Origin of the sequence: Sulfitobacter sp. M368, from assembly GCF_025141875.1 — a bacterium.
GTDB classification, from domain to species: Bacteria; Pseudomonadota; Alphaproteobacteria; order Rhodobacterales; family Rhodobacteraceae; genus Sulfitobacter; species Sulfitobacter mediterraneus_A.
Genome location: NZ_CP081113.1, coordinates 2,917,283 through 2,933,246, shown reverse-complemented (window position 1 = coordinate 2,933,246; position 15,964 = coordinate 2,917,283). Strand labels below are relative to the sequence as shown.

Below are 15,964 nucleotides of genomic sequence, written 5' to 3'. Positions count from 1 at the left end.
AAGCCCCCGCAAAACAGGAGAGCGGCAATGAAATGGATCATGCGGGTTTTGGGCCTTGTGGTTTTGGTGGCTGTGCTGGTCGTCGTGGGCGTTTTGATGCTGCCTGCGGACAAGATCGCGCAGATCGCGGGGGATCAGCTGCGCAAGGTGACGGGGCGCGATGTGACGATCAGCGGCGATGTTTCCATGACATTCTGGCCGGTTCTGGGGGTGACAGCGGGCGGTCTTGAGGTGGGCAATGCCAGCTGGGCCAAGGACGGCGCGATGCTCAGCACCACGAACGCGGCGATTGGGGTGGATGCATCAGCGCTGCTGCGCGGCGAAATTCGCATCACCAACATCGAGGCGCAAAGCCCGACGATCCGGCTGGAAAGCCGCAAGGATGGCCGCGCAAGTTGGCAGTTCACAGACGCCACAGGCGCGGCGCAGATCGAGACCGAAACCTCGCCCGCGCGGCCTGCCAAGGCGGTGACCATCCAAAAGCTCAAGATCACCGATGCGACCCTGATCTATGATGCCGAAGGGGCGGATCTGGTTTCTTATCAAGGGGTTGATCTGACACTGGATTGGCCCGACGCCAATGGCGCGGCGGATATCTCGGCGGCTTTGCGCCCCGCGCAGGACAAGGTCAATATTGATGCGCGGATCGAGAATTTTGGGTCTTTCCTGACCGGTGCGGTGCAGCCGCTGCGGGCCAGGATCACGGCCAAAGGCGGCGAGCTGAGCCTGCAAGGGCGCGGATCGCTCGAAGGGGCGGTTGCGGGGGCTTTCGCGCTGAAGGCCGGGAACACCGGGACATTTCTGGCGCAACTGGGCGCGGGCGGTGTGGAGTTGCCCAAGGGACTGGGGCAAAGCCTGAATGTCACGGCTGATCTGACGCTGACCCCCGACCGGCGGCTTGCGCTGCGGGATCTGGTGGCGGATCTGGGCGGCAACACCCTGCGCGGCGGGGTCGATGTGGCGCTGAACGGTGTGCCACAGATCAATGCGCAGCTGAACGCCGGAGCGCTGGATCTGCGCAGCCTCACCGAAGGCGGCGAGGGCGGCGGCAGCAGTGCCGGGGCGGGTTGGCCCAAAGACCGCATTGATGCCTCGGGTCTGGCGGCGTTTAACGGCACCATTGCCTTGAACGCGAGCCGCATTGATCTGGGCGCATTGTCCTTGGGCGCGACACGCACGGTGCTGCGCAACGATCGATCGCGGATGGTGTTCGAGCTGCGCGAGGTCAACGCCTATGACGGCAAACTGGCGGGCGAATTTGTGATGAACAACCGCAACGGCCTGTCCGTGGGCGGCAAATTGCAGGCGCTCGGCGTGCAGATGCAGCCTCTGCTGACCGATTTGGCCGATCTGAGCCGGTTTCGCGGGCAGGGCAACGCCTCGCTCTCGTTCCTAGGGGTGGGGCAAAGCGTGGATGCGATCATGCGCTCTCTCAGCGGTGAGGGCAGCCTCAAGGTGGGGCGCGGGGCCATCGAAGGGATCGATCTGGACGCGCTGCTGGGCTCGTTTGATGTGGAGGGCGGCACCACGGTGTTTGACAGCCTGAACGCCAGCTACGCCATCAAGGGCGGGGTGTTGCGCAATTCGGACCTGCTGATGTTGCTGCCCAATTTCAACGCGGCAGGCGCGGGGGAGATCAATCTGGGCGCGCAGACGCTGGATTACACGGTGACGCCCAAGGCGCTGCGGGTGAACGGGGATCGCGGGCTCGCGGTGCCTGTGCGGATTTACGGGCCATGGGCCGATCCCAAGATCCGGCCAGATCTGAAAGCGGCGGTGGATCTCAATTTCCAGAAAGAAAAGGAAGAAGCCAAAGCCAAGGTAGAAGCCAAGGTCCAGCAAAAGATCGAGAAGGAACTGGGCGTGAAGGTTCAAGAGGGCCAGTCCATCGAAGAGGCGGTCAAGGACGGGATCGAGGACAAGTTGAAAAAGGAACTGCTGAGCATTTTTGATTGACGCCGCAGGGGTGCAATTTCCTATACGATCCTAGTGGCGGTCCGGCCTATGCTGCGCTATGTCAGGCCAGACCACATGCCCGATCTCATGAAGGAGCGCCGTTATGGCCAACGATCTTTTCAACAGTTTCATGACCGGCCCCGATGAAAAGGGCCGTTTTGGTGATTTTGGCGGGCGTTTCGTATCCGAGACGTTGATGCCGCTGATCCTCGAGTTGGAGCAGGAATACGAAAAGGCCAAAACCGACGACAGTTTCTGGGCAGAGATGAACGACCTTTGGACGCATTACGTGGGCCGGCCCAGCCCATTGTATCATGCAGAGCGCCTGACCGAACATCTGGGCGGCGCCAAGGTCTATATGAAGCGTGACGAGCTGAACCACACCGGTGCGCATAAGATCAACAACGTGCTGGGCCAGATCATCCTCGCCCGGCGCATGGGCAAGAAACGCATCATCGCGGAAACCGGCGCGGGCCAGCACGGGGTCGCCACGGCGACGGTTTGTGCGAAGTTTGGCTTGAAATGCGTGGTCTATATGGGCGCACATGACGTGGAACGTCAGGCACCCAACGTGTTCCGTATGCGGCTGCTGGGCGCCGAAGTGGTGCCCGTCACCTCTGGCCGGGGTACGCTGAAAGACGCGATGAACGATGCCCTGCGCGATTGGGTGACCAATGTGCGCGATACATTCTACTGCATCGGCACCGTGGCAGGACCGCATCCATATCCAGCCATGGTGCGCGATTTCCAAAGCATCATCGGCAAGGAAGTGCGCGAGCAGATGACTGCCGCCGAGGGCCGTTTCCCTGACACCGTGATTGCCGCCATCGGGGGCGGGTCGAATGCGATGGGCCTGTTCTTCCCGTTTCTTGATGACAAGGAAGTGAACATCATCGGTGTCGAGGCAGGCGGCAAAGGTGTGAACGCCAAGATGGAGCATTGCGCCTCTCTGACCGGCGGCCGCCCTGGCGTGCTGCATGGCAACCGAACCTATCTGTTGCAAGATGACGATGGCCAGATCCTTGAAGGCTTCAGCATCTCGGCGGGGCTGGATTATCCCGGCATCGGGCCAGAGCATGCGTGGCTGCACGAGATTGGCCGTGCGAAATACGTGTCGATCACGGATGTGGAGGCGCTGGAGGCGTTCCAGCTGTGCTGTGAGTTGGAAGGGATCATCCCCGCGTTGGAGCCATCGCACGCCCTGGCGCATGTGATGAAGATCGCACCGGAGCTGCCGAAGGATCACATCATCTGCATGAACATGTGCGGGCGCGGCGACAAGGATATCTTTACCGTCGCCAAGGCGCTGGGCTTTGAGATGGGTGAATTCGCCTAGGTTCTCCAGCGGCCCCAAACCGCGCAGTCATTGGGGCCCAGCCCCCAAACGAGAGACCATTGGGGCCCAGCCCCCAAACGAGAGACCATTGGGGGCCAGCCCCCAAACGAGAGACCATTGGGGGCCAGCCCCCAAACGAGAGATCATTGGGGGCCAGCCCCCAAACCCCCGGAGGTATTTAGGGCCAAAAAGGGGCAAGTTCAGTCTTTGGCTGGCCTTTGCAACGCGTGGTCTTTGAGGGTTTGCAAAGGCACCACGTCCAAGGCGCGGATGTGCGTGGCTTCGAGCGAGACCTTGGGCCCGCAGCCCTCGTCGGCGGCTTGCAAAAACCGGCCCGCGCAGAGGCACCATGTGTCGCCGGGGTTCAGCCCGTCAAAGCCGAATTCGGGCCTCGGGGTGCTGAGGTCATTGCCGACATATTTCGAATAGGCGAGGAATTCTGCGGTCATCACGGCGCAGACCGTGTGGCTTCCATGATCTTCGGCGCAGGTGTTGCACATCCCGTCGCGGAAAAAACCGGTAACTGGATCGGTGCCGCAGAGGGCAAGCGGGCCGTTCAGCACATTGATGCTTTGGTCAGGTTCCATGGTCCCTCACAGGTTTTTGGCGATCAGTCGGAAGATGTCGATATTGCGCTGGCTGACGCCCGGCTCGCGGAATTTGCGATCGGCGGCATTGGTGGCGATCACCACGTTGCGGGCCGTGTCGATGTAAAGGTACTGGCCGTAGACCCCGCGCGCCATGTATTCGCCCGGCGCGGCCCCTTGGGGGATCCACCATTGGTAGCCATAGCCGATTTTGCCCGGTGCCGTCGGGGCGCTGGCAGTGGTTGATTCAGCCACCCAGCTGGCTGGAACGATCTGTTGACCCTGCCATTCACCGCCCTGGGCGAACATCTGGGCAAAGCGGGCGTAGTCGCGGGTGGTCAGGTTGAGACCGCCCAGCACAAAGGCGGTGCCGACACCATCGGTGACGTAATAGGGGCTGCGTTCCAGGCCGAGAGGCACGATGATCTTCTCGCTAAGCAGGTCGGCGATGCTGCGCCCCGTCGCGCCGCGCACCACCATGCCGATCACATGGGTGTCGATCGAGACATATTGCCATTGCTGGCCGGGCGCGGCGTAGCGTTCGGTCAAACCTGCAGCGAAGTCATCCATCTTGCCGCCCAAGGCGAGGATGCGGCCCATCCGGTTGATGTCGGAATTCTTGTCGAGGTAATCCTCGTCAAAGGTCACGCCGCTGGACATGTGCAGGACATTGCGCAGGGTTGCCCCGTCATAGGCGCTGCCCTTGAGTTGCGGTGCGTATTGGGTGACCGGATCGTCGAGAGAGGCAATTTTGCCTTCGTCCAGCAAAATCCCGACAAGTGCCGAAAGGTAGCTTTTGGCGACCGACCAGGAGATCCGCAGATCATCCGGTCCGGTGCCCTGAAAGTAGTTCTCATAGACGATGTCGCCATTCTTGAGCACCACAAGCGCGGTAACGGTCCGGTCGGTGATCCATTGATCCACCTCTGACGGCAGGGCGGTTTCGGGGCCGTAATCCAGCGGCGCAGTCGGACCGTTGCCCCGCGGCACGGGGGCGGTCAGGAAGGCCGCATCCATATGGCTGAAGTTCGAAACGATCTTATCCGCGCTGAAGAGGGAGTTCACTGCAAGCAGGCGCGTGATCTCTTCGCGTTTCCAGAGCCCGACGACCACTGCCGCCAGAACAAGTGCCAAAAGCAGCCGCCCCAGCCATTTACCGAAACTACGCATGGTGATCCCCCATTGTCCCTGCATCATCCAAGCACAGGCGGGTCTTTAATGCCAAGCTTTACCCTGCGTAGTCCCATTTGATCCAGCGGCCATGAAAATCGGCCCGGCCCAGATTGAGCGTGAGATCGCCGGGCCAAAGCCGCAGCACCAGTGCTGCGCCCATGTTGCCGCTGGTGTCACCATCGCTTTCCATTGACAGCCAAGCCAGCGGGCGCTGCGCGGTGGCCCTGGCGCCAGCGGCCTCGATCAGAGCGCGGCCCCGGTCTTGCGCGGCTTTGGGAAAGTACTGCCATGCGACTGTGTGCTGGATCAGGTGCAACTGTCCCTCGGGGGCATCGTCAAGACGCGGCGCCAGCCAATCAATCGCGTCACCGCGCGTGAGCGGCGCATTGGTGACGCTGGCCGCCGCCCGCGTCAGGGCAAGCCTTTCGGGCTGATCCGGCCAGAGATATGCCGAGAGGCGCAGCAGGTCTTCGCCGGTGGATGGGTCAAGCGGATTGAGGTCCACGCCAGCGCGATCAGCGATGAAGGGCGCCGTCTCGGGGGGCAGGGGGCCGTCCCAATCGGGGTGCAGAACCAGAGCCGGATCGGAGGCGCCAAAGCGCACCCCGCCAGCGTCAACAGCAAAATGATCCCACATCAGGTTCAGCCCGCCGCTTGCGCCCAGCTCGCTCAGCCGGATGGGCAGGTCGAAATGTGCGGCGGCGACATGGGCACCCGCAATCAACGCGGCGGAGCGGCGCACCTCGTTGGTTTGCGGGGCGCTGTCCGTCCACTCCAGCAAAAAGGCTTCATGCTGGCTCAAAGCTGTCAGGACGCCATCGCGCAGATCGCTATCTGAGGCGGCATGGGGCGGATAAAGCGCGGCAAGCTCGGGTGACTGGCCGCTCAGCACCAAGGCGTGCAGGCCACCTGCGATGCGAAGTGGCAGCGAGTGGCCCGCTGGCCCGATGTCACCGTCAAAGGCTGCCATCTTGGTGGCCAATGTACCGGTCGCGGGCCAATGCTCTGCGAGGATGGACAACAGCTGGCCCATGAAAGGCGAGCCCAAGCGCGTGCAGGCGTCAGCTTGGGCGCGGAAGGCTTGTGTGAAGTTCAACGGAATTTCTCCATCAGCTTCTGAAACGGAGATTTCTGTGGCTCTTCAACAGTTTCTGCCGGGGCAGGTTCAGCCGCCTTGGTCGCTTTCGGCCCCTTGGTGCCCGTACCGGAACGCGGCGGGTTCACCCGCATGGCCACGGCGTTCAAGAACTTTGCCGTGTCGCCCACTGCCAGATGCGCCACGCCATCGCTGATCCCGCGCAGCACATCATCGAGCCAATCCGCGTCGGCCTTGGGAAAATCGCGCAGCACATAGCCCGGCACCGCATCCTTGTGGCCGGGATGGCCGACCCCAAGGCGCACGCGGTCATACTCCGGCCCGATATGGGCATGGATGGAGCGCAACCCGTTGTGCCCCGCATGGCCGCCGCCGGTTTTGCACTTGACCTTGCCGGGGGCGAGGTCGATCTCGTCGTGCAGCACGATCACATCTGCCGGTTCCAGCTTGTAAAACCGCATCGCGGCCTGCACCGACTGGCCGGAGTTGTTCATAAAGGTCTCAGGTTTCAACAGCACCGCCCGATCAGTGCCAAATCGCCCTTCGCTGATGCTGCCCTGATGCTTGCCCTTCCACGGGGCAAATCCATGATCCGCCGCGATTTGGTCGAGGGCCATAAAGCCGATGTTGTGCCGGTTACGGGCGTATTTGCCACCGGGGTTGCCGAGACCAACAATCAATTTCATCACATCACTCCTGAACTTGGCGGCACTGTAACGCTGCTGCGGGGCGAGGGAAATGCTCGGGGCGGCAAAATTGCCTTGGGCCAGAATTTGGGGGCGCGTCTGGAGGCGGGCCAGCACCTTATGGAAAGACCCAGATCATAATGTCATCTGTCAGAGCACCTGGAGTATTCTCGCGGCGTTGGCCGGAAAAACAAAAGGGGCCGCAGATGCGACCCCTTTCAGCATTTGCGCAAGGCGCGTGATGCTTATTCTTCGTCGCCGTCAGATTGCTCTGTGGTTGGCACTTCGTCGGCTGCGACGTCTTCGTCTTCATCGTCGGACTGGCTGGCCAGACCGGAAGGTGCGGAGACCTGCGCGATAACAAAGTCACGGTCGATTGTTGGCTTGGCACCTGCTGGCAGGTCCACATCGGAAATTGTCAGGTTGTCGCCGATTTCCAGACCAGACACGTCAATGACGAGGCTTTCAGGAATGTCAGCCGCAGTTACCACCAGTTCAACTTCTGGTCGGATCAGCGTCAGAACGCCGCCCTTTTTCAGACCCGGGGATGTTTCTTCGCCGTGCACTTCAACGTTGATGAACAGGTTCACCTTAGTGGTGCGCTTGAGGCGCATGAAGTCAACATGCGTCGGCAGGTCTTTGACAACATGGCGCTGAACGTCGCGGCAGATCACACGCACGTCGTCGTGACCTTCGACTTTCATGTTGAACAGGGTGGACTTGAACCGGCCCTTGCGCAGCATTGTCAGCAGCTTGTTGAAAGGAATGTTGATCGGCAAGGGATCGCTGTCGCCCCCGAACACAATTCCTGGTACCATACCGTCACGGCGCGCCTGACGAGCGGCGCCCTTGCCTGTCCCCGTGCGAACCTGGGCTTCAAGATCTGGAATCTCTCCGGCCATTTTAATCTCCAATATATTTAGGGCGGGAATCCTCCAAGGCTGTATTCCCGCGTGAAGCCGCGCGTATAGACGCCTTTTGCCGGTGTGAAAAGGGCAAATCTGTCCTTGCGGTCTTGGCTCTTGATCACGGGCGTGGCAAGCCGGTGCAATGAGCCTGAAAAACGATCTTTATTTGACTCGCAAACCCCTTGCCGGATTTCTCGCCATCGGGCTGACCTGGGCTGTGTATTTCGCCCAGATGCCGGTGATCAAGGCCAATGTAGAGGCCTCGGACGGGGCTTATGGGGCGGCGGTTTTGTTTGCGGCCTTCGGGGCGGTGGCGGCCATGTGGCTGGCACCTGCCTGCCAGAAATACGCCAAAGGGTTGGCGCTGCCATTGGGCATGGCCGCACTGGGGCTGGGGATGTTTGGTGCGGGGGCGGCGGCCAGCCTGACGTTTCTCACGGTTGCGCTTTTGCTGGCCTCTGCGGGATCCGGGGTTGTGGATGTCCTGATCAATGCGCGGGTGTCCGAGATCGAAGAGCGCTCTGGCAGATCGCTGATGAACCTCAATCATGCGCTCTATTCCTTTGCCTATGCAGGCGGAGCGCTGGCGACCGGTGCCCTGCGCAGCCTTGAGGTTACGCCGGTTCCGGTTTTTGCGGGTGTCTGTGTGATATTGGCGCTGCTGGCCTGGGCCTCTTACGGGGTTGCCCCCGAGGTGCAGGAGATTCGTGACACACCAAACAGCGGCTTGCCGCATGTGCTGGTCCTTTTGGTGGGGCTGGTGGTGATGATGGCCTTTCTGGCCGAGGCGGCCTCCGAAGGGTGGTCGGCGCTGCATCTTGAGCGGACCTTGGGCGGCACCGCGGGCGAAGGGGCCATGGGCCCGGCGCTTTTGGGGCTGACGATGGGCATTGGCCGGCTTAGCGGTCATGCGCTGTCCCAGTGGATGCGTGACACCCATCTGATGCTGGTGGCTGCCTTGGTTTCTGCCGCCGGGCTGGTGCTGGCGGCGGCTGCGGGCAGTGTCGCTGTCGCGCTGACCGGCTTTGCCATTGCGGGATTGGGCATTTCGGTGGTGGCGCCCTTGGCGCTTGCGTTGATCGGGCGGGTGGTTGCGCCGCAGGTGCGGCTGGCGGCGATCAGCCGCGCCTCGGTGCTTGGGTATGGCGCGTTTTTCTTTGGCCCGCCCTTGATGGGATTGATCGCCGAAGGCTTTGGTCTGCGCACGGCCTTCGGGGCAATCGCGGTGCTGCTGGCCCTGACGGCGTTGGCGTTGATCCCGGCGGTGGCGCGGCGCGTGGCCTACGCCCGCGCCTGATGCAAATAGCCGCCAGCGGCCAGCAACCGGGCATAAAGCGCAAATTCATCGGCCCGCGCCGCCCGCAACAGCGCGGCAACATCATCGCTCAGTGCGGCATCCATAGGCGGTGAGACATTCCTGGGCGCGATTTCGACCGGCTCCTCCAACCGTTCTGACAGGAACTGCCTGAAGGTATGTTGGTTTTCATAGGCGAACAGATGTTCAACCTGAACCGCGCCGCTGCCATCAGTGAGGAAATTGAACTGCGTGCCAATCTGGGCGTGGGGGGGCGGTTTCTCCGAAATGACGTCCCTCACATAATCGTCAAAGCTGATGCCATCGGTGCTCAGATCGCTGCCCTTGAGCCGGTCCGCCGTGCGATATTTGTACCAACTGCGGATCTGATCGACCGGATCGCGCATCACCGCCAGCGGTTCGGGAAAGACGCCAAAGGTATCCTCCAGAAACGGGCCGATCTTGCGCATATACCTCTGCGCGTTGATATGCTTTCGATTGCGTGAAAAGATCACCTCCGCCTTGGGGCGCAGGGCCATTTCAACGGCAGTTGTGCCGGTCTTGGGGACCGCCAGAAAGGCCAGTCTATGCCGCAGGAAAATCAACATGGACCAGACCTATCAGGGGGGGATCAAGACTGCCAGACCCCGCCAAAATCGCGCGGCACCAAAAGATTATGGCGGCCCAGATCCGTGACTTTTGTTTCCCCGCAAAGGGCCATGGTGATGTCCAGCTCGCGGTGGATGACCTCAAGGGCGGTGGTCACGCCCTTTTGGCCCATCGCGCCAAGGCCATAGACAAAGGCCCGCCCGATAAAGGTGCCCTTGGCCCCCATGGCCAGCGCCTTGAGCACGTCCTGACCAGAGCGGATGCCGCTGTCCAGATGCACTTCGACCTGGTCGCCAACCGCGTCCAGAATGGAAGGCAGCGCCGCGATGGAACTGATCGCACCGTCAAGCTGGCGGCCGCCGTGGTTGGAGACAATGATCGCATCCGCACCGACCTTGAGCGCCATTTTGGCGTCTTCGGCATCCAGAATTCCTTTGAGGATCACCTTGCCGCCCCATTGTTCTTTAAGCTTGGCGACCTTGTTCCAATCCAGTGATGGATCGAACTGTTCCGCGGTCCATGCCCCAAGGCTGGAGGCATCGGAGATCCCATCGACATGGCCAACGATATTGCCAAACTCGCGCCGCTGCGCCCGGAGCATTTCAAGCCCCCATGACCATTTGGTCGCCAGATTGGCCATGGTCTTGAGCGTCAGTTTTGGCGGGGCAGACAGCCCGTTTTTCAGATCCTTGTGGCGTTGTCCCAGAATTTGCAGATCCAGTGTGATTACCAAAGCCGAACAATTGGCGTCCTTGGCCCGCTGGATCAGGCGGCTGACATAGTCCTGATCGCGCATTGTATAGAGCTGAAACCAGAACGGCGCGCCCGTTGCCTCGGCCACATCCTCGATGGAGTTGATCGACATCGTGGACAGGGTGAAGGGCACCCCGAAATCCCGCGCGGCTTTGGCCGCTTTGATCTCGCCATCGGCGTGTTGCATGCCGGTCAGGCCAACCGGGGCCAGCGCCACGGGCATGGCCACATCCTGACCGATCATCTGGCTCGCGGTGCTGCGCCCCGACATATCGACCGCGACCCGTTGCCTCAGGCGCAACTGGTCAAAATCAGAGGTGTTCTCGCGGAAGGTCTGCTCCGTCCAGCTGCCGGATTCGCAATAGTCAAAGAACATGCGCGGCACGCGGCGTTCGTAGATGCGTTTGAGATCATTGATGTTCGTGATGACGGGCATGGTGTTTTGCTCCACTTTGGTAATGTTTGCTTACCAATCAGCAGGCAGAAGATCAATTTTCTTTTTGCTGGGTTGATTGGTGCGATGTTGTACCATATATATAGTTCGAAATCGTACTATATGGAGATTCGAAATGGCACTTTCCAGACGAAAAGCATTGGCTCTGATCGGCGGCGGCACTGTGTTGGCGGCAACGGGGGCAGTGGGCGGCTTTGCGGCGACACGCACACCGAACAGCGCAATCCGGCCATGGTCCTTGGCGGGCCAATATGACGATCCAAGATTGAACGCACTGAGCTATGCACTGCTGGCCCCGAACCCGCACAACCTGCAACCCTGGCAAGTACGGCTGGAGGGGGATACCGGGCTGACCCTGATCCGAGACAGCACCAAAGCCCTGCCCGAGACCGATCCGCTCGACCGGCAAATTTTTATCGGTTTGGGCTGTTTCATCGAGCAGATGGAACTGGCGGCTGGCGCAGCGGGGTACCAGACTGAGGTGACGCTGTTCCCCGAAGGGCCTGATGGCCCTGTGGCCAATGCGGAACTGACCAGAGGCGGCGAAGCCGATCCGCTGGCGGCGCATATCCTGATGCGCGGATCGTGCAAGGAACCCTATGAGGACCGCACGGTGCCTGCGGCATTGGCCAATCAACTTGAGCTGCTTGCAGATATCCACACTGATCCCGCGATGGTCGACAAGCTGCGCAGGCTGACCATTGATGCCTGGATGGTCGAAACGATGACCCCGCGCACGATGCAGGAAAGTGTGGATCTGATGCGGATGGGCAAAACCGAAATCAACGCCAACCCTGATGGCATTGATCTCGGCGGCCCGTTTCTGGAGGGATTAATGGTGGCAGGACTGCTCAGCCGGGAGGCGCTTTCTGATCCAGACAGCAGCGGTTTTCAACAAGGACTAACGATCTATCACGACATGCTGATGGCCACGCCTGCCTATGCGGTGGTCACCACCAATGGCAACAACCGGACGGATCAGATTGCAGCGGGGCGCCGCTGGCTTCGGCTTAATCTGGCGACCACAGGGATGGGGCTGTCGTTGCATCCGGTCAGTCAGGCGTTGCAGGAATATCCTGAAATGAAAGAGCATTACGCGCAGGCGCATCAAATGCTCGCTCCCGAGGGGCATACGGTTCAAATGCTGGGGCGGTTGGGCTATGGTCCAGCCACACAGCGCACGCCGCGTTGGCCACTGGAGACCAAGCTGATTGACGCATGACTTCGACCCCGCCATGATCTTCGACTTTTTCAAAGAGGTCGGGATCATCGAACAGCTCAGCCGCGCCCGACTTGAGGCGCGCTTGCCGGATGGTTTGATTGCACCGCATTTTGCGGTCCTCAACCACCTGACGATGCGGGGTGATGGCGCGGTGCCGATCGACATGGCCCGCGCCTTTCAGGTGCCAAAAACCTCAATGACCCACACCATAAAAGGGCTGGTGCAGCATGGGTTGGTCGAAATGCGCTCAAACCCTGATGACGGGCGGTCCAAACGGGTCTGGCTGACGGACAAGGGCATTGCAATGCGCCAAGAGGTGATCACCGCGCTGGGTGCAGATTTTGCCCTGCTGGCCAAGGGGTTTGACATGGCCGCGCTGGCCCGGATCAAACCCACCCTGACCGCATTGCGCGAATACCTTGACGATGCCCGCGATGTGACTGCAGGCGGTTAGGCGCTTAAGCCCGGTGAGCGCCGTCTGACAGGGTTTTTACAAAGGCAAGAACATCCGCCGTGCTGTCCCCTGCTGCAATACGCGACACGATGGCAGAACCGACGACCACACCATCTGCAACGCCTGCGATAGCCTCGGATTTTTCGGGGGTGTTCACGCCAAACCCGACAATCACCGGCAGGCCGCTGGCCTTTTGAATGCGGGTGACCTCGGGGGCCACGTCGCCCGCTTCGGCCTCAGCCGCGCCGGTGATGCCGGTGATGGAGACATAATAAACAAAGCCCGAGGTGTTCTGCACAACCCGTGGCAGGCGGTTGTCGTCGGTGGTTGGCGTGGCCAGACGGATGAAGTTAAGCCCGGCGGCCTGTGCGGGCAGGCACAGCTCTTCGTCCTCTTCGGGGGGCAGATCCACCACGATCAGCCCGTCAATGCCCGCCGCCTTGGCCGCCGACAGAAAGGCGTCCACGCCCATAGAATAGATCGGGTTGTAATAGCCCATCAGAACAATCGGTGTGGTGTCGTCCTGTTTGCGGAACTCTGCGGCCATCTCAAGCGTGCGGTTCAGGGTCATGCCCGCATCAAGGGCGCGTTGGCCCGCCAGTTGGATCGTCGGGCCATCGGCCATTGGATCGGTGAAGGGCAGGCCCAGTTCGATCACATCCACGCCAGCCTCAGGCAAGCCGCGCATCACGGCCAAGGAGGCATCAAAATCGGGGTCACCAGCCATGATGTAGGACACAAAGGCTTTCTTGCCCTTGGCTTTGAGATCGGCAAATTTTGCGTCAATGCGGGTCATGTCGGTGGCCTTTCAATGCTGTTGCCTTCGGCAATGCCGAAAACCGCCGGGGAAATCAATCCGCCACGCGGGGCAGGGGGCATTTTTGCACCTCCAGAGCGGCCATTTGACCTGCTCCCTTCAAATTTCGGCCCGCCGCCCTATCTAGGGGGTATGAATTATGTACTTGCCCTCTTTCTGCCGCCGCTTTCCATCCTGCTTTTGGGGCGGGTGTTTCTGAGCATCGTTGTGTTCCTGATCTGGGTGCCTGCGATTTTGTTCACCGGCGGTCTGACCCATCCGATGTTTGTGCTGCTGGCCTGGATCTTGATCTATCAGACCCATGAGGACCGCCGCTATAGACGCGACGCCCGCTGAGGCTTGCGCAACGCCCTGCAAACCCCTAGGACAGCCCCTGATCTAAAAAGGACGGTATCATGGGTTTCAAGATGGGTATTGTGGGGCTGCCGAATGTGGGCAAATCCACCCTTTTCAACGCGCTGACCCGCACGGCGGCGGCGCAGGCGGCAAATTTTCCGTTTTGCACCATCGAACCCAATGTCGGCGAAGTGGCAGTGCCGGACGCACGGCTCGATACATTGGCGGCGATTGCAGGCTCCAAACAGATCATCCCGACGCGGATGACCTTTGTGGATATTGCCGGTCTCGTTAAAGGAGCCTCCAAGGGCGAAGGGCTGGGCAATCAGTTCCTCGCCAACATCCGCGAAGTGGATGCGATTGCCCATGTACTGCGCTGTTTCGAAGACGGCGATGTGACCCATGTTGAAGGCCGCGTTGATCCGGTTGCGGATGCCGAGACCATCGACACCGAACTTATGCTCGCGGACATCGAAAGCATCGAAAAGCGCCTGCAAAACATCGTGCGCAAGGTGCGCGGCGGTGACAAGGAAGCCGTGCAGCAGGAACGCCTGATGCGCATGGCGCTTGAGGCGCTGGAGGCGGGCAAACCCGCCCGCGTGGTCGAGGTGGACGATGAGGACGCCAAAGCCTGGCGCATGCTGCAACTGTTGACCACCAAGCCGGTCCTTTATGTCTGTAATGTCGGCGAAAGCGAAGCGGCAGAGGGCAACGATTTTTCGGCCAAAGTGGCCGAAATGGCCGCTGCGCAGGGCAATGCCCATGTGATCATTTCCGCCCAGATCGAAGAAGAGATCAGCCAGCTCGAAGACGAAGAAGCCGATATGTTCCTTGAAGAAATGGGTCTGAAAGAAGCGGGCCTCAACCGGTTGATCCGCGCAGGTTATGAGCTGCTGCATCTGGAGACCTATTTCACCGTCGGCCCCAAAGAGGCCCGCGCCTGGACCATCAAAACCGGAACCTCCGCGCCCAAAGCGGCCGGTGTGATCCACGGCGATTTCGAAAAAGGCTTCATCCGCGCCGAGACGATTGCCTATGATGATTTTGTGACATTGGGCGGCGAGGGGCCTGCAAAAGAGGCAGGCAAAATGCGCGCCGAGGGCAAGGCCTATACCGTCAAAGACGGTGACGTGCTGCACTTCTTGTTCAACACGTAAAAACCGGCGTCCTCGCGATGTCAAAAGGCGCCCGCGGATGCAGGCGCCTTTTGTTGTTTTTGAGGGGCAGAGGCCATCACCGGCTGTCGTTGTATGGGCCAATGCCGCCGGCAGAATATACGTTCTGATAGCCAGGATTAACCGGCGCATTGCGGCTTGAGTAGGTCACGATGTTCTCCTCGCCCGCAGTGTTGCCTGGAATGGTCTCCCCACGCACCACACGCTGATCCTGTGAGGCGGCGTTGGGCTCCACCGAGGCACTTTGCGAGGTGTCGGCGCGCATGTCGTAATAGCGCGTGCTTTTGTCAGCATAGGCGGCGGATCCAATCAGGGCGGCAGTAGCGGCGGTCAATGTGATTTTGCTCAAAGTCATATCGTTTCCTTTTTTCTGAAGTGGCGGCGATCTCTGCCGCGTTGTTGTGTCGTCTGATGGATAGATAATGACGGACGGCGGACATAGTTCCTGCCAGAGAAGGAACCGCCGCATTCTGAGCGTGGGATTGGGCGGTTTTCTGTTTTCCTAACAGCATGTTAGCGCGGTGTTCACTTCACTCTCACAAGCCAGTGACAGTGCTGAAACAGCCGCATTTGGCCAACAGTTGACGATATCCCAAGGCACCACATCAATGCCCCGAGCGGTGCGGTTTCCAGAAACGGTATAAATCCGTTTTTCGCCCTTGCCCCCCAAAGAGCTTGCCGATAAACGGGTCAGCGGAGACGTGGCCGAGTGGTCGAAGGCGCTCCCCTGCTAAGGGAGTAGGCCCGGAAGGGTCTCGAGGGTTCGAATCCCTTCGTCTCCGCCATAATCTCTGGCTCAAAAATCCCGATCCGCTGAAAAGAAGAAAACCCGCCGGGGAGCCGGCAGGAGAGTTGTTCGTTGGCCTTGATCGGCGCGGTGATTTTCTAAGGTTTCTTCCTGCACTCAAAGCATCCCTTGAGGCCGTGAGCGGGGGCGCTGTCTGTGGCCATCGCGGAGTGGGCGCTGATCTGCTCCTCATTGTTCCATCAACAAGCGGAAGCGATGTTCGTTGAGTTTTCCTTGCCAGATACGCCGGTCAGGAAATCACGGGTGATGGGCCGAGGGGGGCGGTGAATGGCTGGCGGTGGATTGCAAAGAGCGGCGGCG

General features: G+C 60.4%; 16 protein-coding genes and 1 tRNA gene. 8 read left to right on the top strand and 9 right to left on the bottom strand.

Annotation, left to right across the window (positions count from 1 at the left end):
- Positions 1 to 27 precede the first annotated feature (27 nt).
- Together K3754_RS14575 and trpB are read left to right on the top strand one after the other, a co-directional pair.
- Positions 28 to 1,956 carry an AsmA family protein gene (locus tag K3754_RS14575; protein WP_259938205.1) on the top strand — a complete coding sequence of 643 codons (1,929 nt, stop codon included), beginning with the start codon at positions 28 to 30 and terminating at the stop codon, positions 1,954 to 1,956.
- A gap of 103 nt (positions 1,957 to 2,059) precedes the next feature.
- Positions 2,060 to 3,292 carry a tryptophan synthase subunit beta gene (gene trpB / locus K3754_RS14570; protein WP_203210413.1) on the top strand — a complete coding sequence of 411 codons (1,233 nt, stop codon included), beginning with the start codon at positions 2,060 to 2,062 and terminating at the stop codon, positions 3,290 to 3,292.
- Between the two features lie 200 nt (positions 3,293 to 3,492).
- Here the strand turns inward: trpB and K3754_RS14565 are convergent, their stop codons facing one another.
- The 5 genes from K3754_RS14565 to K3754_RS14545 all read right to left on the bottom strand — a co-directional run bounded on the left by K3754_RS14565 (position 3,493) and on the right by K3754_RS14545 (position 7,736).
- Positions 3,493 to 3,879, bottom strand: coding sequence for a DUF2237 family protein (locus tag K3754_RS14565; RefSeq protein WP_259938204.1), 387 nt, complete (start codon positions 3,877 to 3,879; stop codon positions 3,493 to 3,495).
- A 6-nt stretch (positions 3,880 to 3,885) separates the two neighbouring features.
- On the bottom strand, positions 3,886 to 5,049 hold the full coding sequence (locus K3754_RS14560) for a serine hydrolase (RefSeq protein WP_259938203.1): 1,164 nt from the start codon (positions 5,047 to 5,049) through the stop codon (positions 3,886 to 3,888).
- A 58-nt stretch (positions 5,050 to 5,107) separates the two neighbouring features.
- On the bottom strand, positions 5,108 to 6,148 hold the full coding sequence (locus K3754_RS14555; protein ID WP_259938202.1) for a DUF2332 domain-containing protein: 1,041 nt from the start codon (positions 6,146 to 6,148) through the stop codon (positions 5,108 to 5,110).
- Positions 6,145 to 6,834 (bottom strand): aminoacyl-tRNA hydrolase, encoded by a 690-nt coding sequence (gene pth, locus K3754_RS14550; protein ID WP_259938201.1) that lies wholly within the window; start codon positions 6,832 to 6,834, stop codon positions 6,145 to 6,147. Before pth ends, K3754_RS14555 begins: the two co-directional genes overlap by 4 nt.
- Before the next feature lie 245 nt (positions 6,835 to 7,079).
- Positions 7,080 to 7,736, bottom strand: coding sequence for a 50S ribosomal protein L25/general stress protein Ctc (locus K3754_RS14545; protein ID WP_259938200.1), 657 nt, complete (start codon positions 7,734 to 7,736; stop codon positions 7,080 to 7,082).
- 148 nt (positions 7,737 to 7,884) lie between these two features.
- Between K3754_RS14545 and K3754_RS14540 the strand changes: the two genes are divergently transcribed.
- The gene (locus K3754_RS14540) at positions 7,885 to 9,039 is read left to right on the top strand and encodes an MFS transporter (RefSeq protein ID WP_203210419.1); all 1,155 of its coding nucleotides are present in this window, start codon (positions 7,885 to 7,887) and stop codon (positions 9,037 to 9,039) included.
- On the opposite strand, the gene K3754_RS14535 is transcribed toward K3754_RS14540, so the two are convergent.
- Together K3754_RS14535 and K3754_RS14530 are read right to left on the bottom strand one after the other, a co-directional pair.
- Positions 9,024 to 9,644, bottom strand: coding sequence for a hypothetical protein (locus tag K3754_RS14535; protein WP_259938199.1), 621 nt, complete (start codon positions 9,642 to 9,644; stop codon positions 9,024 to 9,026). The two genes, K3754_RS14540 and K3754_RS14535, sit on opposite strands and share 16 nt — an antisense overlap.
- Before the next feature lie 23 nt (positions 9,645 to 9,667).
- Positions 9,668 to 10,834, bottom strand: coding sequence for an alpha-hydroxy acid oxidase (locus K3754_RS14530; protein ID WP_203210421.1), 1,167 nt, complete (start codon positions 10,832 to 10,834; stop codon positions 9,668 to 9,670).
- Between the two features lie 133 nt (positions 10,835 to 10,967).
- On the opposite strand from K3754_RS14530, the gene K3754_RS14525 reads away from it, so the two are divergent.
- Both K3754_RS14525 and K3754_RS14520 read left to right on the top strand, forming a co-directional pair.
- Positions 10,968 to 12,074 carry an Acg family FMN-binding oxidoreductase gene (locus tag K3754_RS14525; protein ID WP_259938198.1) on the top strand — a complete coding sequence of 369 codons (1,107 nt, stop codon included), beginning with the start codon at positions 10,968 to 10,970 and terminating at the stop codon, positions 12,072 to 12,074.
- A 13-nt stretch (positions 12,075 to 12,087) separates the two neighbouring features.
- Positions 12,088 to 12,528 (top strand): MarR family winged helix-turn-helix transcriptional regulator, encoded by a 441-nt coding sequence (locus K3754_RS14520; protein ID WP_259938197.1) that lies wholly within the window; start codon positions 12,088 to 12,090, stop codon positions 12,526 to 12,528.
- Between the two features lie 4 nt (positions 12,529 to 12,532).
- Here K3754_RS14520 and trpA read toward each other — a convergent pair whose 3' ends face one another.
- Positions 12,533 to 13,324: a tryptophan synthase subunit alpha gene (trpA, locus tag K3754_RS14515; RefSeq protein ID WP_259938196.1), complete on the bottom strand. Its 792-nt coding sequence runs from the start codon at positions 13,322 to 13,324 to the stop codon at positions 12,533 to 12,535.
- A 153-nt stretch (positions 13,325 to 13,477) separates the two neighbouring features.
- On the opposite strand from trpA, the gene K3754_RS14510 reads away from it, so the two are divergent.
- Positions 13,478 to 13,681, top strand: a complete 204-nt coding sequence (locus K3754_RS14510) for a hypothetical protein (protein ID WP_259938194.1) — start codon at positions 13,478 to 13,480, stop codon at positions 13,679 to 13,681.
- Positions 13,682 to 13,740: 59 nt separating this feature from the next.
- A complete protein-coding gene (gene ychF / locus K3754_RS14505) occupies positions 13,741 to 14,838 on the top strand; it encodes a redox-regulated ATPase YchF (protein ID WP_259938192.1) in 1,098 nt (365 codons plus the stop codon).
- A 76-nt stretch (positions 14,839 to 14,914) separates the two neighbouring features.
- On the opposite strand, the gene K3754_RS14500 is transcribed toward ychF, so the two are convergent.
- Positions 14,915 to 15,211, bottom strand: coding sequence for a hypothetical protein (locus K3754_RS14500; RefSeq protein WP_259938189.1), 297 nt, complete (start codon positions 15,209 to 15,211; stop codon positions 14,915 to 14,917).
- Positions 15,212 to 15,551: 340 nt separating this feature from the next.
- Between K3754_RS14500 and K3754_RS14495 the strand changes: the two genes are divergently transcribed.
- Positions 15,552 to 15,641, top strand: a tRNA-Ser gene (locus tag K3754_RS14495).
- Positions 15,642 to 15,964 lie beyond the last annotated feature (323 nt).